The organism is Candidatus Accumulibacter aalborgensis (assembly GCF_900089955.1).
In the GTDB taxonomy this organism is placed as follows: Bacteria; Pseudomonadota; Gammaproteobacteria; order Burkholderiales; family Rhodocyclaceae; genus Accumulibacter; species Accumulibacter aalborgensis.
Map to the genome: position 1 here is coordinate 32064 of NZ_FLQX01000162.1, position 20401 is coordinate 52464.

15 protein-coding genes and 1 pseudogene are annotated in these 20401 nt (G+C 62.1%); 3 read left to right on the forward strand and 13 right to left on the reverse strand.

All coding sequences use genetic code 11. The features are described 5' to 3' along the window. Positions 1 to 168 precede the first annotated feature (168 nt). Positions 169 to 1164, forward strand: a complete 996-nt coding sequence (locus ACCAA_RS20640; RefSeq protein ID WP_186409131.1) for a carbon-nitrogen hydrolase family protein — start codon at positions 169 to 171, stop codon at positions 1162 to 1164. Positions 1165 to 1210: 46 nt separating this feature from the next. On the opposite strand, the gene ACCAA_RS20645 is transcribed toward ACCAA_RS20640, so the two are convergent. From ACCAA_RS20645 to ACCAA_RS20685, 9 genes and pseudogenes are all read right to left on the reverse strand, one after another. After that, positions 1211 to 2116, reverse strand: a complete 906-nt coding sequence (locus ACCAA_RS20645; RefSeq protein ID WP_186409132.1) for a glutamate/aspartate ABC transporter substrate-binding protein — start codon at positions 2114 to 2116, stop codon at positions 1211 to 1213. A 97-nt stretch (positions 2117 to 2213) separates the two neighbouring features. Next, a complete protein-coding gene (locus ACCAA_RS20650; protein WP_245754711.1) occupies positions 2214 to 3236 on the reverse strand; it encodes a C45 family autoproteolytic acyltransferase/hydrolase in 1023 nt (340 codons plus the stop codon). After that, positions 3233 to 4738, reverse strand: a pseudogene (locus ACCAA_RS20655) (biotin carboxylase); the annotation flags it as partial. The gene ACCAA_RS20650 and the pseudogene ACCAA_RS20655, both read right to left, overlap by 4 nt. Beyond that, positions 4739 to 7564, reverse strand: a complete 2826-nt coding sequence (locus ACCAA_RS20660; RefSeq protein WP_186409134.1) for an aminotransferase class I/II-fold pyridoxal phosphate-dependent enzyme — start codon at positions 7562 to 7564, stop codon at positions 4739 to 4741. A gap of 54 nt (positions 7565 to 7618) precedes the next feature. Next, the gene (locus ACCAA_RS20665) at positions 7619 to 9031 is read right to left on the reverse strand and encodes a DASS family sodium-coupled anion symporter (RefSeq protein ID WP_186409135.1); all 1413 of its coding nucleotides are present in this window, start codon (positions 9029 to 9031) and stop codon (positions 7619 to 7621) included. Further along, on the reverse strand, positions 9028 to 9432 hold the full coding sequence (locus ACCAA_RS20670) for a hypothetical protein (RefSeq protein ID WP_186409136.1): 405 nt from the start codon (positions 9430 to 9432) through the stop codon (positions 9028 to 9030). The genes ACCAA_RS20665 and ACCAA_RS20670 overlap by 4 nt, the downstream gene beginning before the upstream one ends. 467 nt (positions 9433 to 9899) lie before the next feature. Continuing rightward, a complete protein-coding gene (locus ACCAA_RS20675) occupies positions 9900 to 11606 on the reverse strand; it encodes a SulP family inorganic anion transporter (RefSeq protein ID WP_186409137.1) in 1707 nt (568 codons plus the stop codon). Positions 11607 to 11814: 208 nt separating this feature from the next. After that, positions 11815 to 13293 (reverse strand): CYTH and CHAD domain-containing protein, encoded by a 1479-nt coding sequence (locus ACCAA_RS20680; RefSeq protein WP_186409138.1) that lies wholly within the window; start codon positions 13291 to 13293, stop codon positions 11815 to 11817. A 42-nt stretch (positions 13294 to 13335) separates the two neighbouring features. After that, positions 13336 to 14436 (reverse strand): potassium channel family protein, encoded by a 1101-nt coding sequence (locus ACCAA_RS20685; protein ID WP_245754712.1) that lies wholly within the window; start codon positions 14434 to 14436, stop codon positions 13336 to 13338. A gap of 398 nt (positions 14437 to 14834) precedes the next feature. On the opposite strand from ACCAA_RS20685, the gene ACCAA_RS20690 reads away from it, so the two are divergent. After that, complete coding sequence (locus ACCAA_RS20690; RefSeq protein ID WP_186409139.1) at positions 14835 to 15467, forward strand: class I SAM-dependent methyltransferase; 633 nt, start codon at positions 14835 to 14837, stop codon at positions 15465 to 15467. A 71-nt stretch (positions 15468 to 15538) separates the two neighbouring features. Next, positions 15539 to 16216, forward strand: a complete 678-nt coding sequence (locus ACCAA_RS20695; RefSeq protein ID WP_186409140.1) for an EcsC family protein — start codon at positions 15539 to 15541, stop codon at positions 16214 to 16216. Positions 16217 to 16246: 30 nt separating this feature from the next. Here ACCAA_RS20695 and ACCAA_RS20700 read toward each other — a convergent pair whose 3' ends face one another. From ACCAA_RS20700 to ACCAA_RS20715, 4 genes are all read right to left on the reverse strand, one after another. Continuing rightward, positions 16247 to 17047 (reverse strand): enoyl-CoA hydratase, encoded by an 801-nt coding sequence (locus ACCAA_RS20700; RefSeq protein WP_186409141.1) that lies wholly within the window; start codon positions 17045 to 17047, stop codon positions 16247 to 16249. Positions 17048 to 17162: 115 nt separating this feature from the next. After that, positions 17163 to 18800, reverse strand: coding sequence for an acyl-CoA synthetase (locus tag ACCAA_RS20705; RefSeq protein WP_425394510.1), 1638 nt, complete (start codon positions 18798 to 18800; stop codon positions 17163 to 17165). A 28-nt stretch (positions 18801 to 18828) separates the two neighbouring features. After that, positions 18829 to 19455, reverse strand: coding sequence for an ABC-type transport auxiliary lipoprotein family protein (locus tag ACCAA_RS20710; protein ID WP_186409143.1), 627 nt, complete (start codon positions 19453 to 19455; stop codon positions 18829 to 18831). Positions 19456 to 19457: 2 nt separating this feature from the next. Next, positions 19458 to 20399, reverse strand: a complete 942-nt coding sequence (locus ACCAA_RS20715; RefSeq protein ID WP_186409144.1) for an MlaD family protein — start codon at positions 20397 to 20399, stop codon at positions 19458 to 19460. Positions 20400 to 20401 lie beyond the last annotated feature (2 nt).

Genomic DNA, 20401 nt, shown 5'->3' on the forward strand with positions numbered 1-20401 from the left:
GTCGATCGCCCGACCCCGGGTCGCCCAATCGCCGTCGGGCGGAAAGCGTCTGCCGGTGGGCGCATGCTATCATACCCCGCGACGCTCGGCATTGCCCGGGATGCCGGGCCCGACGTAGAGTTTGAAGACGGTCCTACAACGAATTCAGGCGCAAGGAGAAGCTAGCTGATGGTTCCTTTTTCAATTGCCGGCATCCAGATGAACATCTCGATGGAGCACGCGAACATCGATGCGATGGGGCACAAGCTGGATGTCCTGATGCACCGCTTTCCCTGGGTCCAGATGGTGGTGTTCAGCGAGTTGGCGCCGTTCGGACCGGCCCCGTACCACGCTCAAGCTGCGGGCGGTCCGGCTGAGCAGACTTTTTGCCACATGGCCGCCAAACACGGCCTCTGGCTTCTGCCGGGGTCGATGTTCGAACGCGTCGGTGACGACATCTACAACACCACGCCGGTGATCGATCCGAATGGGAAGGTGGTGACACGCTACCGCAAGATGTTCCCCTTTCTCCCCTACGAAATGGGCATCAAGCCCGGGACGGAATTCTGCACCTTCGACGTACCCAATATCGGGCGCTTCGGGGTTTCCATCTGCTACGACATGTGGTTCCCGGAAACCACCCGGACTCTGGTGTCAATGGGCGCTGAATGCATCCTTCACCCAACCATGACCGACACTATCGACCGTGACGTCGAGCTGCCGATCGCGCGCGCCAGTGCCACGATCAACCAGTGCTACTTCTTTGATATCAACGGCGTGGGCGACTGCGGAACGGGTCGGTCGATTGTCGTTGGCCCGTCAGGCTACGTGATCCACGAGGCGGGGGGTGGCGAAGAGACCATGCCGGTGGAAATTGACCTGTCGAGGGTTCGCCGCGAGCGCGAAGTGGGAATCCGCGGCCTCGGCCAAACACTCAAGAGCTTTCGTGATCGGCCGATCGAGTTCCCCGTCTACCAGAAGCACCTGGGCAGGCGGGACTATCTCGATAGTCTGGGTCCCCTGATCAAGCCGACGCGTGGCTCTCGGTCCGACGTTTTGGTGCCACCCGAGCGGGCGGTCTACTCAATGGACGGTTCCTTCCTCGAGGCCAACCCGGTCGTGGCGGATGCCGATGTGGCTGTGACCGGTGCGGACTCTACGCCCTTGCTCCACGCCCATCTCTGATCGGGCGGGCCTCCTGCCGGAGGCCGCCGCGTCCCTGGCACGACACTTAATCGTATGCCTTGTCGTTGGGCGACTTGAACAGCTTCTTGAGTGCGTACGAGAGCTGGAAGTTGAGGTTCAGACCCTTCGGCGGGATTGGCTGCAGGAACCACTTGGCGTAGATCTTCTCGGCTTCGCCAGAGGTCATCACCTGGGCGAGCGCGCCATCGACGACTTTCTTGAACGCCGGGTCATCCTTGCGCATCATGCAGCCATAGGCTTCATATGACTGCGGCGTCCCGACCACTGCCCACTCGCTGGCGTTCTTGGCTTTGGCCATTTCGCCGTACAGCAACACTTCATCCATGACGAAGGCCACCGCACGGCCGCTCTCCAGGGTCAGGAACGCTTCCCCGTGATCCTTCGCGCTGATCACCTTCATCTTCATATTGTTGCCTTCGTTCATCTTGCGCAGTAGACGGTCGGAGGTAGTGCCGGCGGTGGTCACCACGCTCTTGCCGGCCAGGTCAGGAAAGTCCTTGATCCCGGAGTTGCTCTTGGTCATCAGACGGGTACCGACGACAAAGATGCTGTTCGAGAAGCTCACCTGTTTCTGACGATCGGTGGTGTTGGTCGTCGAACCGCATTCGAGGTCGACCGATCCGTTCTGGACGAGCGTGATGCGATTCTCGGATGTGACGGGAATCAGCTTGACATCGAGCTTGGCCAGCTTCAATTCGGCCTTGATAGCATCTACCGCCTTGAGCATCAAGTCCTGCGAGTAGCCGATGACCTGCTGCTTGTCGTCATAGTACGAAAACGGGATCGACGACTCGCGATGCCCCAGTGTGATGACCCCGGTATCCTTGATCTTCTTCAGCGTACCAGTCAGTTCCTGCCCCTGCACTGGCGCCGACATCAGGGCAGTGGCAAGCGTCGCAGCAACGGCGAAGCGCCGTGAAATGGTGAACATCGTGCCTGTCTCCTTTGCAAACTAAAATTGGTCACTGGCCGGAATGAAGATGACCCCGAGCCAAGACGAGATCCAAGTCCGTTATATCAACTCAGCCTCAGCTCGGGCCGATCGGGAACACGATATCGCGCTCGCCGGCCTGCGGCGCGAACAACGACTGCGGCCAGCGCTGGTCTTGCCAAAACAGCTCGACGCTGCGGCTTGCAGGCTGGTACACCGCACTGTACAGCGTCCCGTAGCCGCGCCGGTAACTGGTCTGGAACAGCGGCGGCTGCAGCAACGCAGCAGCGACTGCCGGCAGGGAATGGGTTTTATCCACCACCCAGTACTCCAGAGCAGCGAGTCGCTCGACAGCGCTGGTCGCTTTCGCGTGCGCTGGCCAGTCCACCTGATGCTGGAAGTTGGTGATCGCCCGACGGCGGGTCACATAGGTGGCCTGGTCGGGGCCAACATACACCGTGGCCCAATGGCTATTGGTATCAAGGAGCGTGATGCTGTAAGACATGTGCGCTGGTACGCGCTTGAGGATATCGCACGCTTCCTCCACCGTGGTCGACACCTCGAGCAGGTAGCGCATCACCAGGGGAATGCCGAAGCCTTCGCCGGCTTGCGTCTTGCCCCCGAAGCTCAGTGACGCAGCCAGGCCAGCCTCGTTGATGCCGTCGAGCGCACCCCAAAGGCAGTCGCCCATGGCCAGCACCCGTTGGCCGCACCAGCGGGTGGCCAGCCAGTTGCCTTCCAGCAAATCCGGAGAATAGTCGTAGTTGCGCAGCAGGGCGGGGCCTTGCTCGCCGAAGGGATCGATCCACACCGCTTGCGAGCAACCGGCAATGTAGACCGGCGGGCACCACATCGAGAGAATGCGTGCTTCGATGTCGCCACCTCCGGCGAGCTCCACCAGCCGCTCCCAGGTGGATACCAGCTCGGGCATGTGCTTGCGCAGCGCACGCCGACAGTCGAGGTAGCTGGGCCGTCCGAAGACGCCGTTGCGCAGGTACCAGTCGCGGTAACCTGGCCAGCAGCGCTCGAACAAATCCTGCCACGATGGGCCGGGAGTGTCCTCCACCAGCGCGGTGAAACGCTGGTGGATCGGCTGGTCCGAGTGTAGCAAGGTGGTCAAAGGATTTTGAACGAACCCGGGGCCGGGGCCGCCTCGTGCTGGGTAGTGACGATGGGTTCGGCGGCGTAGTATTGCTTGATGCCACGAATCCAGTCGCGGGCGCGGATGTTGAGTTTGAAGTTATCGTCCATCGAGCGGCCCCGCGTGATCAGGATACCCAGGTCAGCGCCTTCGTAGCGGTAGTCGCCCGGCCCCGTGATGCGCATGAAGAAGGCCTCGCGCTCGCTGTCGATCGCCTTGCGGTTGTAGTCGAAGCGCTGGTAGCTGACGCCGCCGTCCTCGCCCATGCGATAGATGCCCGTCGCCGGCGCGTGGGTCACCCGGTCGACATGCTTTTCGGTGTACTTCATCACCACCTGTGACCAGGAATCAATGAAGTGCGGCTGCGCCCAACGCTCATTGATTTCACGCACGTTGAGGTCGAAAGGCACTCCCGAGAACTCGAGCAGGTGGAACAGGAACAGCGGCGCATCGGCATAGGCATGCGCGGCATGGTTGGTCATCGGGCTGGCGCCGCAGACGCGCGGGTTCAGTTCGCCGAGGTAGACCTCGCCGTTGTCCTGGTCGATCAGGAAATCGAGGTCGAAATAGCCCCGATAACCTTCTTCCAGCAACTGGTTGCCAAAGCGCTCGGTCATGTCACGGACCTTGGCGACCACCTCTGCGGAGAAGGCGCCGGGGAAGATCTCGTTGCCACACCAACCACCCTTGTAAGGCGTGAGTTCGCGAGCACCGACCACCTCGGTGAGCAGCGGGCCGACCAGCGTTCCCGACTGCGTGGCGCAGGCTTCGAGCGTCGCCCCGCGGCAGTTGATGCGCTTCATGATCTTGATTTCGGGATCCTTGCAGATTTCTTCCTCGTGCTTTTTGAAATCATCTTCCGAAGAGATAAAGAAGGTCGTGTGGCCTGAGTCACCAAAGGCCGACTGGAGTACCAGTTCCTTGCCCAGGCCGCTGCGCTCGGCAATTTCCATCAGGTTGGCGTAGCTGCTGACCTTTTCCAGTGCATTCGGCACCGACGCCACGCCGGCCTTGTTGCCGATGCGCACGGTCTCCATCTTGTTGTCGCAGCGCTGCCGCAGCTTGGCCGGCGGAAACCAGACTTCCATGCCGAGTTCCTTGGCCAGTACCTCGGTCTTCTCGTCGAACATCAGGAAGGTCGCCACCGGCCGGCCACCGCGGCGCTCGATCAGGTCAACCACGTCCTTGTGTTGCAGCAGATAGTTGTTGATGTCCTCGATCGACTCGAATTCGTCGTGCGGCGTCTCCTGCGGCACGAAAACGTTCGGATGCCGGCCATCGAAGCAATCGATGTAACTGATGTAGCGGAAACGGTTGATCCAGCGGTCCATCCCCAACAGGTTGAAGTTGGTGGCGCTGATGAAGTAGATCGGCCGCTCATTGCGGTGGAACATCAGCAGCAAATCGGACATGTTCTTTACGGGATGGGTCATTGTCTTCTCCTCGTCGTTATGACTGTCATGGGACTGCTCTTTTGGGTACTACCTGTCGGCCAATTCATCCGTTTCGGCCTGTGAATTGATCTGCGCCGTCCACACGGCGTTCGCCTGCGCTGAACGCTCCAGCGCGGCCACGGTGTAGATGCGAAAGCCCAGTTCAGCCCGGAAACCATGGATCTCTCGCACATCGAGCGCCTGCATGAAGGTCAATATCTCGGCACTGATCACCTGACCCGGCACCAGAATCGGGAAGCCGGGCGGGTAGGGGATGACGAACTGGGCGGAAACGCATTCGCGCCCGTCCTTCATCGCCTGTTCGGTCTCCTTCATGCCGAGGTACTCGCAGTTCCCCTCGTCGTAGCCCAGGAAGAAAGCGCTGCGGATGTCGCCATCGCGAGTCTCGCTGCGCCCATCGATGCTGCGGCCGCGGAATGCGGTGTGGAAACACGAAAAATTCGGCAGCGGCGGTAGCTCGACGGTGAGTGATCGCACACGTCTTTCATGGATGCGGCGTTCGAGGGTGCTCATGTCGTCCACCCTCTGGTCGATGTCACGAGCGATGTTCACCAGCACTTCGATCAGGTAGGCGATCGTCGAGCGGGTAGTGCCGATGTTGGTCATGAAGAGCACGGTATTGCGCGAAGTCTTGTTGATCTGGATGTCGTACTTGTCCGCCAGATACTTGTTCTTCATGGTGTCGCCATCCATACCCGACAGGCCGATGGCCAGCGTGGCGCGGCTTGGATCGAGCGCAAACTCGTCGGTATGCCAGGCGTTGAACAGGTTGACCCAGCCGCTTTCGACGTTGTACAGCGACTCGACCTGCGACTCACGGAACTCCTCCGGCACCAGGTCTACCACCGTCAGGAAGCGGAAGTAACGCTTCAGCAGGGGATGTGTTTTTACCTGCTCGCGCAGATTCATCGCCAGCTCGAGCTGGCGCTGCACCAGCTCGTAGCCTTCGAGTTCCATCTGCCGCCGGCCGACGTCAAGGGTGGCGAGGATCTGGTAGTTGGGTGAAGTCGAGGTGTGAGTCATGTAGGCCTCATGGAAGGCCTCCTCGGCCTTGTCCTTGAAGTCCACATCCCAAACGTGAATCATTGATCCCTGGCGCAGCGCAGTCAGCGTCTTGTGCGTGGACTGCGTGGCATAAACGCGCACCCTGGCCTTTTTCGGATCGGGAAGCAGGTGGGTGTTGAGCACCCGTTCGTCGTCGGCCCAGGCCGCCTCGTCAAAACTGTTGGCGAATTCCGCGTAGCGCAGGGCATAGGCTTCGCTCTGGAACATCTCGGTCAGCTTGGCGGCAGCCGCCATGCCGGTGCGCTGGCGGTAGACCGGGTGGAAGCGTGCGAAGGCGAACCAGGCCTCGTCCCACAGGAACACCAGATCGGGCTTGATCGCCAGGCACTCGAGCATCAGCCGCTCGACGTCGTAGACGATGCCGTCGAAGGTGCAGTTGGTCAGCAGAACCATGCGCACGCGGCTCAGCGTTCCGGCGTGGCGTAACTCAAGCAGCGTTTCCTTGATGTGGCGAATCGGTACCGCACCGTACATCGAGTACTCGTGCAGCGGATAGGCTTCGAGGTAGGTGATCTGGGCGCCGGCCAGCACCATGCCGTAGTGGTGCGATTTGTGGCAGTTGCGGTCGACCAGAACGATGTCATCCGGCCGGACCATCGCCTGGACGACGATCTTGTTGGCGGTCGAGGTGCCATTGGTGGCGAAGAAGGTGCGACGGGCCCCGAAGGCGCGCGCGGCGTACTCTTGAGCCAGTTTCAGCGAACCCGTCGGTTCGAGGAGCGAATCGAGCCCGCCGGCAGTCGCCGAGGTTTCGGCCATGAACAGGTTCATGCCGTAGAACTGGCCCAGGTCGCCGATCCAGTTTGAATTCATGATCGACTTGCCGCGCGCCAGCGGCAGCGCGTGGAAAACGCCGGTAGGCTGCTTCGCGTATTCGCGCAGCGCATTGAAGAACGGTGCCTGGTAGCGCTCGGAAACACCCTTCAGGATCGAGTAATAGAGTTCAAGCTGATCTTCCTCGCCGAAGAACACGCGCCGGAAGATCGCCGCCGCCTTGGCTGCGACGTCTTCCACCCTGGCGTCGGTCACCAGATAAAGGTCCAGCTCGGGGCGCAACTTGGCAATCTGTTGACCCAGGAGCTGGCCGCGCTCGGACTCCGGCAGGTCTTCCCCAGTGACATCGAGGCCTTCAAAGAAGCGCCGCGCGACTACTTCGGGGACGTACAGCGAGCGGTAGGGAAAGCCGTAGCCGATCACCACGGCCTGCAGGTTGAAGTTCACCATCGACGCAACCAGGGCATCCTCGAAGGTCGGCACCACGACCATGTCGAAAATGAAATCGTCGTCGGGGCGGCGACGGCTGCGAATCCGACGGCGTAGCGCCTCCTCTTCTTCGGCCGGCAGGTCATCGACCATCAGGACTTCGAAGTACGGGCAGCGCATTTGCGTCTGGAACTCCTTTTCGGTTTCCATCTGCGTAGGCAACTCGGCGTCGCTGGTGCCTCCGGGACTGCCGTGGCGATAGGTCAGCGAGGCCAGCATGCGGTGGTGGCGGCGAGCGACGATCGCAGCATGCGCCAGCTCGCCGCGCGCGATGAATCCACACAGCTCGGCGAAGGCACGGCGGCCCGGATAGGCCCAGCAGACCTCGATCGGCGTCAGGATCTCAGTCAATTCGTGCAAGTGCGCCAGGCGCGCCTCGCGATCGCTTTGCTCGCGGGTCCGGTTCGCGAGTTGGGACAGCTCATCGACCAGCTCGATCCAGCTTTCGGTTCGCACTTCCCAGACGCTGCGGTGGCGGCTCAGCGGGGCCGTGGCGTGGCTGCCGGGGGTATTATCTATATTCATGACTTGTCTCCAAAGGTGCCGGCGATGCTTCGCCGCCGGTCGTATAGGCGTCTTTTATCCGACCCACATGATCCACGGGGTGCCGATGACCAGAAACACCACGGTGCAGAAAAGCGTCGTCAGGATTCCCAGGCGGTACAGTTCTCCCTGCTTGAGATAACCGCTGGCGACGAAGATGATGTTCTGGCTGCCGCCCTGTGGTGTGATGACCGAGAAGTAGCTGCTGGCAAACAGCAGCGCATAAGCCATCAAAGGAACCGGAACCCCCGATTTCACGCCAACATCGAGAAACACGCCGAGTAGCGCCAGAACCTGTGCATTCTGGCTGACGAAACCGAAGTGGAGCAACACATAGATGACCAGCAAGGCGACGTAGGCGACCGGCCAGGAGAGACCTGCAAGCCCTACCGCCAAGCGTTCGCCGACGTAGCCCATGAAGCCCATTTCGTTGAGCTGCCCGCTCATGCCGAAAAGCACCGCCAGCCAGATGAAAGTCACCAAAGTGCCGCCCTGCTCGCTCATGTCCTCCATCGTCAGAACGCCGGTCATCATCAGCGTGGCGAGGCCGGCGAGGGCAATCGCCGTCGCATTGAGGTTGTAGGGGGCAGCCAGCACCCAGCCGGTGACCATGACCAGGAACGTCACCGCAGTGATCCGCTCGTTACGCGACATCGGCCCCATGACTCGCAATTCTTTACGCGCGTTCTCCGGGGCCTCCGGGGTGTCGGTAATTCCCGGCGGAAAAAGATAATAGAGCACCAGCGGCAGCAGGGCGAGCACCACCAGACACGGTACTGAGGAGGCGACCAGCCACGAGCCAAAATTGACTTTGAGCCCTTTTTCGGCGGCCAGCCCGGCGCCAACCGGATTGCCCGAGGTGGCGGTGAACCACAGCGCCGACGTGATTGCCAGGCTGGCCATGCCGCAGAACATCAGGTAGCCGCCGAGACGCCGCTTTTTGTCGTCGTCAGGTGTCGAGCCGCTGTTTTGCGCCAGCGCCAGGATGACCGGGAAGAGCACACCACCGCGCGCGGTATTGCTCGGGAAGCCGGGGGCGATCAAGGTATCGGTGATGAAGATGCTGTACGCCAGGCCGAGCGTCGATTTCCCGAATACCGAGATCACGTACAGACTGATCCTTTTGCCGAGCCCACTCTTGACCACCGACTGCGAGACCAGGAAAGCGGTGATCACCAGGAGCACGATGTTGTTGGCAAAAGCACCGTAGGCCTTGGCCGGAGTCAGTGTGCCAGTGAGCACCACGATCGCGCAGAACAGCAGCGAAGAAGTGAATAGCGGGAAGACATTGAGGACCACCGTGGTGATCGCCGACGCGAAGATTGCAAACAGATGCCAGGACTCACGCGTCAGTCCGGCGGGAACCGGCGTGAACCAGAGGCCAAAGAAGAGAACCAGGAGGCACACCAACTTCACGATTCTTCCCGTCCCGAAAGCGGCTGTACTCATTTTGGACCTCCTGCAGTGGTGGGGGCAAGCGCACTGGGCGAGCCGAGGCGCGCCCAACCGTTCAGATCGACCGATCGCCCGGCAAGTTCGTCGCCTTCAATGGCGCCAAGGCGCTGCCATTTGAAGCTGTATTCACCGCTGATCCCGGCGTAGCGGCCGGTACCGCCGATAAACCGGCCTTCGATCAGTTGGCCGGGGCCAAACCCTTCGCCGCTCAACTCGCTGAAGGCCTTGTCGCCATGCTCATCAGTCCACACACTGCGCCCCTGCATGCCGGTGGTGGTATCGGAAAAGCCGATGGCTTCGGACTGGAAACCCAGATTCAGTCGCTGCTTGCCACCCAGCAACAGCGAACCGCTGACTCTAAAAATGCCCGCTCGTTGCCCCGGTGCAAGGTCCATGACCTGTCGGCTCCCAGTGACAGTCCAGTCGCCCGTGAAAGGTCGTTTGTCGTCCGTTGCTGCCGCCGCCGGCTGACTCGCCAGGGGACTCGACTGACTCGCCGACGGACTCGACTGATTCGCCGGCGGACTCGACTGTTGGCCGCAGGCGGTCACCAACAACGCGCTGAGCAGAACAATGCTTCGCGAGTGATGACCTATGGATGGGCTGCTTGGTAAACGCATGATCGGGCCTCCTGTAGAAAGAAAAGCGGCAAGAAACTAGCGTCCGGCTCGACGCGGGCTTGGCAGCCGACCCGCGCTTGTCAGAATACTGCGAAAGAATCTTTGTTGCCTTTTTGAACCTTGTCCAACAGTGCATCCGGCATGCGGTTCCAAGCACACACGCCGAGCCCCCCTCAATAGACTGTCTTTCCGGCGCATGAAGCGCCACCATTTCAGCATCCCACGGCAAGGTTCCTCGTCTGCTACCCGCCGGATCCATGCTCTTTCGCGAAGGCATCAGCCGCTCTCTTGACCGAGGTGAAGAAGTCGCTCGGACCGATCTCCTCGGAGAGTCCCACCTTGGCCAGTTCGATGAGGAAGGGCCGCGGCGCATCGGCAATCTTGACGTCAACACCGTCGTCGGCCAGTTCACGATGCAGTTCGGCAAAACGCTGCGCAGCGGTCACGTCCATGTCGTGGATCGCCTGCGCGTCGATCACCAGCCACTTGACCGGCGGGTCGGCCTCGTCGACCAGCGTCCGGATGCGGGTCATCACATGCCGCGCGTTGGCAAAGATCAACGGTGCGTAGAGGCGATAGACCAGCAAGCCGGGGACGCTCTCCGCCTCGTCGTCATCTCGGCAATGGTGGAACTTCCCGTCACTGAGCAAGCGGCGCAGGACGACATCATCGGGGCGCGAAACCTCGACGAGGACCGTGATCAGTGACAAGAGCAAGCCGAGGATAATCCCCGGCACGACACCGGCAATGAGGATCGCCGCGGTGACTGCCAGGGCAATGGCGAACTCGACGCGATCGACCTTGTAGAGGCCGGTCAGCGATGCCACTTCCAGCATCCCGATGGCGGTAACGATCAGGATGGCGCCCAGGGCCACCTTCGGCAACAGGGCAATCAGTCCGGTCAGAAAAAACAGGAAGAGCAGCAAGCCGACGGCCAACACCAGTTGCGCGACCTGTGACTTGCCGCCGGTGGCATCGACGATCGACGTGCGTGACTGGCTGGCGGAAACCGGAAAACCCTGCCACAGGCCGGCAAGAATGTTCGCCGAGCCAAGCGCTGTCAGTTCCCGATTCGGGTGCACCTCATAACCGTTCTTCTCGGCAAAGGTCTGCGCGAGAAGAATGCCGTCGGAAAATGCGAGGAAGGCAATCGCCACGGCTGCCGGCGCGAGCGCCGCGATATCCCCCCAGTGGAACCCGGGAATGGTCAGGCGCGGCATACCGGAAGGCACCTCGCCGACCAGCGCGATGCCGTAACTTCCCAGATCAAGAAAGAAGACGGCGAGAATCGCGACCGCACAGACGGCCAGCGCGCCCGGTACGCGCGGCAGCCAGCGCGCCAGGGCAATGAGCAGTCCAACGAGCAGCACGCCAATAAAGAAGGTCGGCAAATGCGTCTGCGGCAATTTTTCGATCACCGTATAGAACAACTCGAAGAACTCCTCGCCCTCGGTCTTGATGCCGAACATCTTGCCCAACTGGGTGGCGACCAGGACCATCGACGCACCGTTGAGGTAGCCGATCAGCACCGGCCGAGAAAGCAGGTCAGCAATGACGCCAAGCTTCAACCGCGCGGCGAGGAGCAGCACGCCACCCGAGAGGATACTGAGCACAGCCGCCAGCATGACGAGACGATTCGGGTCGCCCGCCGCCAGGGGCAGGATGGCAGACCCCGCGAGCAGCCCGATAGCCGCGTCCGGCCCGGCGATGACGTGCCGCGAACTGGCAAAGAGCGCATAGCCCACTGCTGCCGCCAGCGCCGCGTACAGCCCGGCAATCGGCGGCAGATGCACCAGTTCGGCATAGGCAATGACTGACGGAATCGACACGATACAGGCCGAAAGTCCGGCAATCGAATCCTTGCCGAGCCAGGCCAGCCGGTAGCTTTTCAAGGTCGCGAAGAGCGGCACACCCGACCGCAGGTAACTGAGCATCGCAGCAGCTTTCATGGGCATGGCTCCGGGGAAAGTGTCGCAGTAGATGAATATGATCACAGTTGCATGAACATGGCAAGTAATTCTGGAGCAATGAACTAGGCAATTACATGCCAAACAAGATGTTTTCCGGCGAGCATGCTACGGTTTTTAAACGTTGCGATAATGCAAAAACACAGTGGGACGGCGAGAAATGACAGAAGTTCAACTCATCCTGGACTTCTCAGAATGGCTTCCACGGCACCGATTGCTCCTGGAAGGCGCCCAGCAGCGTGGCGAGTTCCGGCCGCAGAGACTCGGTCTGCACCGCCAGCCAGCCCTGAACGGCGATGCCCTGGCGACCGGGCAGCGCCACCGCAGTCATCGTTGTCGCCACGGCCAGGTCGTTCAGACGGCCGAGCAACTCCTGCAGGCAAGTCGCCGAGTGAAGGTAGCTGTTCAGCGGCGCCTCCGCCAGAATTGGCGTGAAGAACTCCAGCGCGTAGCGCAGTTGCTTGAACGCCACGCGCAGGCGGTGCCGTGCTGCAGCATCGGCGCCGAGAGCATTCGGGGAGCGCTCGATGACGCGCCGGGTGCGCTTGTCGAGGCAACGCGGAACGAAGTCCGCCAGCGGTTTCCCATCGTCCTCCGGCAATCCCAGAACCGCGGCGGTGAATTCGGTCAGCAGGCGCGAGTAGACTGCCGACTTGATGGCCGTTCGAGCCGCTTTGCGGCTGCTGGCGCGCCGCCGTTCGCTGTGCAGGGATAGCCGCTCGATCGCGACGCTGTCCGGAAAAGCCTCGCTCAGTGCGGGCAGCGTGTCGGCCATGAAAACGTCCCAGTTGCGTGCCTCGCCCAGTTTCCTGGCCAGCTCTTGCCAGAGCGGGTCGAAGTGCGCGACAAAGGACTCAGGCAGTAGCGGCTCCCAGAGGCGAATGGCCGAGCGCAGGCGGCGGATGGCGACCCTCGCCTGGTGGACGAACTCCGGAAGGTCGCCGTCGCAAACGCCTTCTTCGTTGTTTTGCAGGTGGTTGAGGCAGGACAGCGCAACTTGTCGGAAAGCGCCGATGGTCGGCATCCCGGCCTCGATCGGCACCGGCAGTGCCTTTACTGCGGCGTCAGGCGCATCGGCCAGCAAGCGATAAGCGCGATCGGACTTGCTCCTGGCTTCGGGATGCAGCGCCACGGTGGCCTGTAACTCGCCAGCCAGGACAAATAGCTCGCTCACCGCTCCGGCGAGCAGTTCGAGCTCCACCTCGCAGATCGTCCGGCGCCTGCCTTGCGCTTCGATCCAGCCGCGGTCGAGCGCCAGTTCGACACGCACGCCGTCGCGAGGCTCAAGCAGCCAGGCGTGGCGCCTGAAGTGGGTCGTGAAAATGGGTTGCAGTTGATGACGAAGCGACTCGAGCAGAGTGCGAATGGCGAGATTGTCCACGTGGGAGAAATCGAACTCGCCGGGCTGCCCGAGAACTTCCCATTCGCTTCGTTGCGCCAGCCCGCCGCTGAGTAGCGCGGCCGTCTTGACCGTAAACAGCCACTCCCGCCCCCTCTGGCGGTAGCGCACGACAATTCTTTGGCTCCGCAACTGCCTGTCCGGCGTGTCATAGTAGGTATTGATCAGTAGTTGCCGATGTGGCTTGCCGTCGGCCAGCAAGGGATGCCTGGGCAGTTGGCTGGCGGCGCGCGCTGACAGGGAAAGTTTGATTTCGGTCTCGGTGGCCATGGCGAACCCTCGTGCAACGTGGAGCGTGTAGTGGGAGACTGGTCAGGACATCTTTTCGATCAGATGTGCCTTGAGCTGGGCACGTCCCGAAGGATTCGACATGGCGATGATCGTATTGCCTGGCTGGACGAGGTGATCGACCTTGGGATTGAACACCCAGGCTCCATCCTGCTCGCGCAAGGCAAGCAAAATGTAGTCCGGACTGCGCAGGCGCAGATCACCGACTCTAGTCGGCGGGAAATTGGCCGGCACGGGCACCTCTTCGACGCGCACGTTCTTGTCCGAGCGGATCATCTCATCGAGAAAGCCGACGACGTGCGGTCGGACCATCGCGGATGCCAGGCGAATGCCGCCGGTGAAATCGGGCGAGATAACCGTGTTTGCACCGGCTTTGCTCATCTTCTCGACATTGCGCAATTCCTGGGCACGCGCCACGATGCGCAGGTTCGGATTGAGCTGCCTGGCAGTGATGATGATCATCAGATTGCGCGAATCGTCGCCGGTGACGGCAAACAAGCCTCTGGCGTCCTCGATATCGGCGGCCTCCAGCAGGTCATCGTCGGAGGCATCGCCGTGCAGATAGAGCAGACCGGGAAACCTGTCCAGATTCTGCTCAAAACGATCCTCTTCGATATCGATGGCCACGTAGTGCCGGCCGGTATTGTGCAATTCTCTGCCGACACTGCGACCCACCCGCCCGAAACCGCAGACGATGAAATGTTGCCGTAGCTTGTGAATGCGTTTTTCCATCCGTCGTCTCCGCAGGGAATCGTCGAGGTCCTTCTCGAGGAAGAACACCGACAGGCTGGTGAATAGAAAGGTGAGCGCGCCCAGGCCGGCAATGGCCATGATGCCGGCGAAGAGGCGCTCGTTGAGCGAATGGAGAGGGACGATCTCGCCAAAACCGACGGTCGAGATGGTGATCAGCGTCATGTAGAGTGCGTCCGACCAGTTCCCGCTGTCACCGGCAATGTGGTAGAACCCCAGCGTACCAATGGCGACCAACACCAACACGACGACAGCCGCCCAGGCGATACGAACAACGATGCGCTGCAACTGCGCGGCGATGCGCATATCGGACTCTCGCATGCGGCGGCGGCGGCGTCGAAAACGCAGAAGGTCCTGCAGCGCGCTAGCAGGCATGCGAGGAAACCGGGTCGGATTGGGCGCTGATGGTCATAGGCGAAACAGTTGCCGGCAAGGAATCGATCAGGCCGCCAGGAACTCGGGCAGTATATGCTGAGCGGAAGAGAGTCGCACATCTGGGCAAGATTGTCCACGATTCATGGCCGGCCTTCCGTTTCCGATCTGAAAACCAAGGGCAGGCAACACCTGCGCTGCGGCGGCGGCCGGTGTCGTGCCGATCGCGGCCTCGGAAGCTGCGAAACTGGCAGCGGCAGAGAACGAATTCGCCGCGTCGCTGGTCTATGGCATGGGCGTCGCTCCGATCTGCCGCTCGTCGAGAACGATCCGGCGCCGACCGCTGGCCTGCGACCAGCGGGCCGATCCTGCCACCCCTCCTTCAGCCACCGACGACCCTCATGCCGCCAAGCTCCGAAGATCTGGAACAAATCACGGCCCGGACGCTGGCCCATTACAACCAGCGCGCCGAGGACTTCCGCGAGGGGACCGGCCAGCACGACGTTAGTCAGAACATTGCCGCCCTGCTGCGCCATATCACCGGCCAGGCACCGTTCACGATCCTCGACTTTGGCTGTGGTCCGGGCCGCGATCTGGCAAGCTTTGTCCGTCTCGGCCACCTGCCCGTCGGACTGGACGGCGCCGAGCGTTTCGTCGCCATGGCACGCGCCGACAGCGAGTGCACAGTCTGGCGACAGGACTTCCTCAAGCTCGATCTGCCCGCCGAACAGTTCGACGGGGTCTTTGCCAACGCTTCGCTGTTTCATGTTCCGAGCCAGGAACTGCCGCGCGTTCTGCGGCAACTGCGCGCCACGCTCAAGCCGGCAGGCGTGCTATTCTGCTCGAACCCGCGCGGACAGAACGAGGAAGGCTGGAGCAACGGGCGCTTCGGCGCCTATCACGACCTCGCCGCGTGGCGCGACTGGATGACGAATGCCGGCTTCGTCGAACTCGAACACTATTATCGCCCCACCGGTCTGCCCAACGCGCAACAGCCCTGGCTCGCCAGCGTCTGGCGCAAGGCGCCGGAATGACGCACCATGACAGCTCGGCCGCAGGTTGCCGAACGTATTCCCTTCCCTTCACCTAACGACACACCCTCATCATGCCAGCGACCCATTTTTCAAAACGCAGCTTCCGCTTCCGGGCCGGCCCGAGAATCGCCGAAGCGATTCTCGATTATGTCGGCCAGACCCCGGTAAGCAGCGAAGCTCGCAGACAGAGACCGGAAATCCGCGCCCGAGCGCTTGCCCAGACGGCGGCGAGACAGGCCGCGGTCACCGCCGGCACCCTCACGCTGCCCCCCGGCCCACTCGGCTGGCTGACCCTCCTGCCGGAACTCCGTTCGCTATGGAAACTCCAGACACAACTGGTTGCCGACATCGCGGCATGCTACGGGAAAACGGCGGAGTTGAGCCGCGAAGAGATGCTCTATTGCCTTTTCCGGCATACCGACGCCCAGGCTGTCCGCGATCTGGTAGCCCAGATCGGCAGACGCTTTGTCGTCCAGCGCGCCTCGCGTCCACAGGTCCAGTCGGTTGCCCTGAAGATCGGCATGCACATCTCACAACGGCTTATCGGCAAAGGGATTGCGCGCTGGGTCCCTGTCGTCGGCGCACTTGGCGCCGGTGCATACGCGTACTACGACACCTCGCAGGTCGCCCTCACGACCATCGACCTGTTTGCCGGCGTCATTGACGTCGAGGAAGTGGAGATACCCGCCGACAATGAGCGAGAGGCGGCGGTCAATACCGCGCAGGCGGCGCAGCGCCAGGCACGCTGAAGTGGTGGCGCTGGCGGCTGTCGTGCGGACCTAGTAGCCCTTCCAGGCGGGCTTGCGCTTGCCGATGAAGGCGTCAATGCCCTCGCCGGCGTCTTCGGTCATCATGTTGCAGGCCATCACCTCGGAAGCGTACTGGTAAGCAGCGTCGAGCCCCATTTCGAGCTGCTTGTAGAACATCTGCTTGCCCATGCCAATGGCCACCGACGATTTGGCGATGATCGAACGGGCGAGCTTGTCGATCTCGGCGTCGAGCGCATCGCCGGCGACGACACGATTGACCAGACCCTGTTGCAGCGCGGTCTGCGCATCGATGAAATCGCCGGTGAGCAGCATCTCCAGCGCCTGCTTGCGGCCCAGGTTGCGCGACAGGCCAACGCCCGGCGTGGCGCAGAACAGGCCAACGTTGATGCCGGAGGTGGCAAAGCGGGCAGTGTCGGCCGCGATGGCCAGGTCGCACATCGATACCAACTGGCAGCCGGCGGCAGTGGCGATGCCATGCACGCGCGCGATGGCCGGCTGCGGCATCTGCGTCAGGGTCATCATCATCTTGCCGCAGCTCCGGAACAGATCCTGCATGAAAGCCTTGTCGTGGTTGGCGCGCATCTCCTTGAGATCGTGCCCGGCACAGAATGCCTTGCCAGCACCGGCGATGACCACGACGCGGACGGCTGGGTCCTGGGCGATGGCATCGAGTTGCCCCTGCAGGGCGGCAATCATTCCCTGTGACAGAGAATTGAACTGGTGGCCGCGGTTGAGCATCAGCGTGGCGATGCCCTCGCCATCGGCGCGGACAACGTAGGGATCATCGTGATCCGGCATCGACGTCTTCATCTCTTTTCTTCCTCCTGGTGGTCAACGGGTGGCGTGAAGATGCCCGTCCTCGAGCACCCGCGCCAACCGGCAGGGCGCCCGCCGGTCGGCCGCAAGAACGGTCGGCGACTTGGGCTCACTCGATCGCGGCAGTGGACTTTGCCCGTTCGCGCAGGATGAATTTCTGGATCTTGCCGGTCGAGGTCTTCGGCAAGGCACCGAAGATTACTCGCTTGGGGACCTTGAAACGCGCCATGTGCTGACGACAGAATTCGATGATCTCCTGCTCGCTGGCCGTTGTCCCCTCGCGCAACTCGATGAAGGCACAGGGCACTTCGCCCCACATCGCATCGGCGGTGGCCACGACGGCAACAGCGATCACCGCCGGGTGCCGATAGAGAACGTCCTCGACCTCGATCGACGAGATGTTTTCACCCCCGGAGATGATTACGTCCTTCGAGCGATCCTTGATCTTGACGTAGCCGTCGGAGTGCATCACCGCCAGGTCGCCGGTATGGTACCAGCCACCGGCGAACGACTCCTCGGTCGCTTTCGGGTTCTTGAGGTAGCCCTTCATGACCAGATTGCCGCGGAACATGATCTCGCCCATCGTCTCGTGGTCCCAGGGCACCGGCACCATGTCGGTCGGATCGAGCACGGTGATCGCCTCCTGCGCATGGTAACGCACGCCCTGGCGGCCGTTCAGATCGACCTGTTCCGCTACCGGTAGCGCGGCCCAGTGGCTGTGTTTGGCGCAGACGGCTGCCGGCCCGTAGGTTTCGGTCAGGCCGTACACATGCGTCAGATCGACGCCGATATTGGCCATCGCCTCGATGACCGCCGCCGGAGGAGGCGCTGCGGCGACCAGGCCGGACACCTTCTGCGCAATACCGGCGCGCAGTTCGGCCGGCGCATTGGCCATCAGGCTATGGACGATCGGCGCACCACAGTAATGGGTCACGCCGTGCTCCCGAATGGCCTCGAAAATCAGCTTCGGATCAACTCGCCGCAGACAGACATTGGTCCCCGCGTTGGCGGCCATGGTCCACACGAAGCACCACCCGTTGCAGTGAAACATCGGCAGCGTCCACAGATACACGGCGTGCGGCGGCATCCCCCAACTGATGATGTTGCTCATCGAGTTGAGGTAGGCGCCGCGATGGTGATAGACGACGCCCTTCGGGTTGCCGGTGGTTCCCGATGTGTAATTGAGCGAGATCGCGTCCCACTCATCGGCCGGACCGCGCCAGGGAAAGTCGGGACTGCCAGCGGCGATGAAGGCCTCGTACTCCTGCGTACCGAGCCGTTCGCCGGGACCGCTGTATTCGGGGTCGTCAACATCGATGACCAGAATCTGCCGCTGCACGGCCGCCAGCGCCTTCCTGACCATCGGCGAATATTCGCGGTCGGTGATCAGGACCTTGGCCTCGCCGTGCTCGAGCATGAAAGCAATCGTCTCCGCATCGAGCCGCGTGTTGAGGGTATTGAGCACGGCACCGGTGACCGGCACGCCGAAGTGGCACTCGACCATCTCCGGCGTGTTGTTGAGCATCGCGGCGACGGTATCGCCCTCGACGATGCCGTGATTGGTCAGCGCCGACGCCAGACGACGAGCGCGGGTGAAGGTCTCGAGCCAGGTGTAGCGGCGCTGTCCATGGATCACTGCCGTGCGCTCGGGATAGACATAAGCCGTGCGGGCAATGAACGTCAGTGGCGTCAGCGGCGTGTAGTTGGCCGTGTTCTTGTCGAGACCCTGTTGATAGATGTTCTGCATCGCCATCTCCCCTCTAAAGTTTCAAGTATTATTGGCTTTCCGCCACTGTCGACCGGCAGCTTTCCAGCGTGCCACGTTTTTCCAGATCCCTCAACCAGACGGTGAGCTGTTGGCCCAGTTGTTCACTGGCCGAAACCAGCGCGCTGACGCCGCCGCGAGCGTCAGCACTGGGAGCCGGTTGCTCAATGGCGAACTGGCGCTCGGCGACCAGCCGGTGCCCGCTAGCGAACACGCTGGCGCTGCCCTGTAGGATGCCACGGCTGTGCTGCGGCGTGTCGAATAACTGCGAGAACTCGTGCAATTCGAAGCGCAACAGGCAGGCGGTCTGTACCCCGGCGCTGACCAGGCCAAGCTGCTGTCGCAAGCGCTGAGACAACAGCAGCGCCGGTGCGCCAGCCCAACGACTGGTGGCGTAGCTGCGCAGTTTCAGCGAGCTTTCGTAGAGCAGGCGATAGTCGATACCCGATGAATCGAGCCAGTACGAAGCCTTCACCTCGAGGGCCACATTCGACCAGCGGCCACTTTCGGCCACCCTCTGAACCGGCAGCCCGAAGTCGTACACCTCGGCCGGGGGCGACTTGCGCAGGTTGCCGGCGCAGCCGGCAGCGAAGCACGCCGCCAGGCAAATCAGGAACGTCTTCAGGGTGCTCGTCATCGTTATTCCTCACGGCTGGGCGGAGCCACGAAACCAGCCTCGCCGGGTCCCGGGCTCGGCCGCGGAGCGCCGAAGACCAGGCTCTGTGGCGATTCTTCGACCATCTGCAGTACCCGCTTGAGCTGTCGCGAGGTGGCCGATAGCTCGCTGCCGAGTTCGTTGAGACGCGGTGCGAGCGCCCCGAAGCCAGCCGGCGACGAGTCGCCGACCAGCAGGTCGAGTTTTTCACTGACCGCCTGCAGGCGGACGAAGAGGCGACGAGCTTCGACGAGCACTGGCGCGGCCTCACTCGCGGCCTGCTCGGCGCGAGCGAGCGTGCCCTTCAGCAGGCGAACGTTTTCCGGCGCCAGGACCTGCCGCAACTGGCGTGCGACCTCGTTGGCGTTGCCCGTCGCAGCTTCGAGATTGACCAGAACATTGCCCAGATGCTGCCGGTTCTCGGTGTTGAGCAGCTGGTTGACATTGGTCAGGAAATCCCGCGCCTGCCGTAATGTCGCCGCGCCAGCATCCGACAACTGCTCGATCAGCGACGATTGCATGGCGATGCGCGGCGCCTCACCGTCGCCCTCGCCGCCACCCTTGAGGGGCGTCGCGTCGGCACCGCTGTCCTCGAGCAGGATGTGGGCGATGCCGGTGACCCCCTGATAGCCCAGCTTGGCGGTCGTTCCGCGGGTGACCGGCACGGCATCGTCCACGGTGATGCCAATCAGAATCTTGCTTACGTCGTGCGGATCAAGCGCGATCGATTCCACCCTGCCAACCCGAATACCGCGATAACGCACCTGCCCCTGCAAGCTGAGGCCGGTGACGTTCTGCAGTGTTTCCACCGTGTATACCTTGGTCGGCTCGTGCTTGCCACCGAACCACCAGATGGCGCCGAGTGCGGCGAGACCCAGAAGAAGGGTGAAAAGCCCGGCGATGAGGGCATGCGAACGGTTCTCCATGA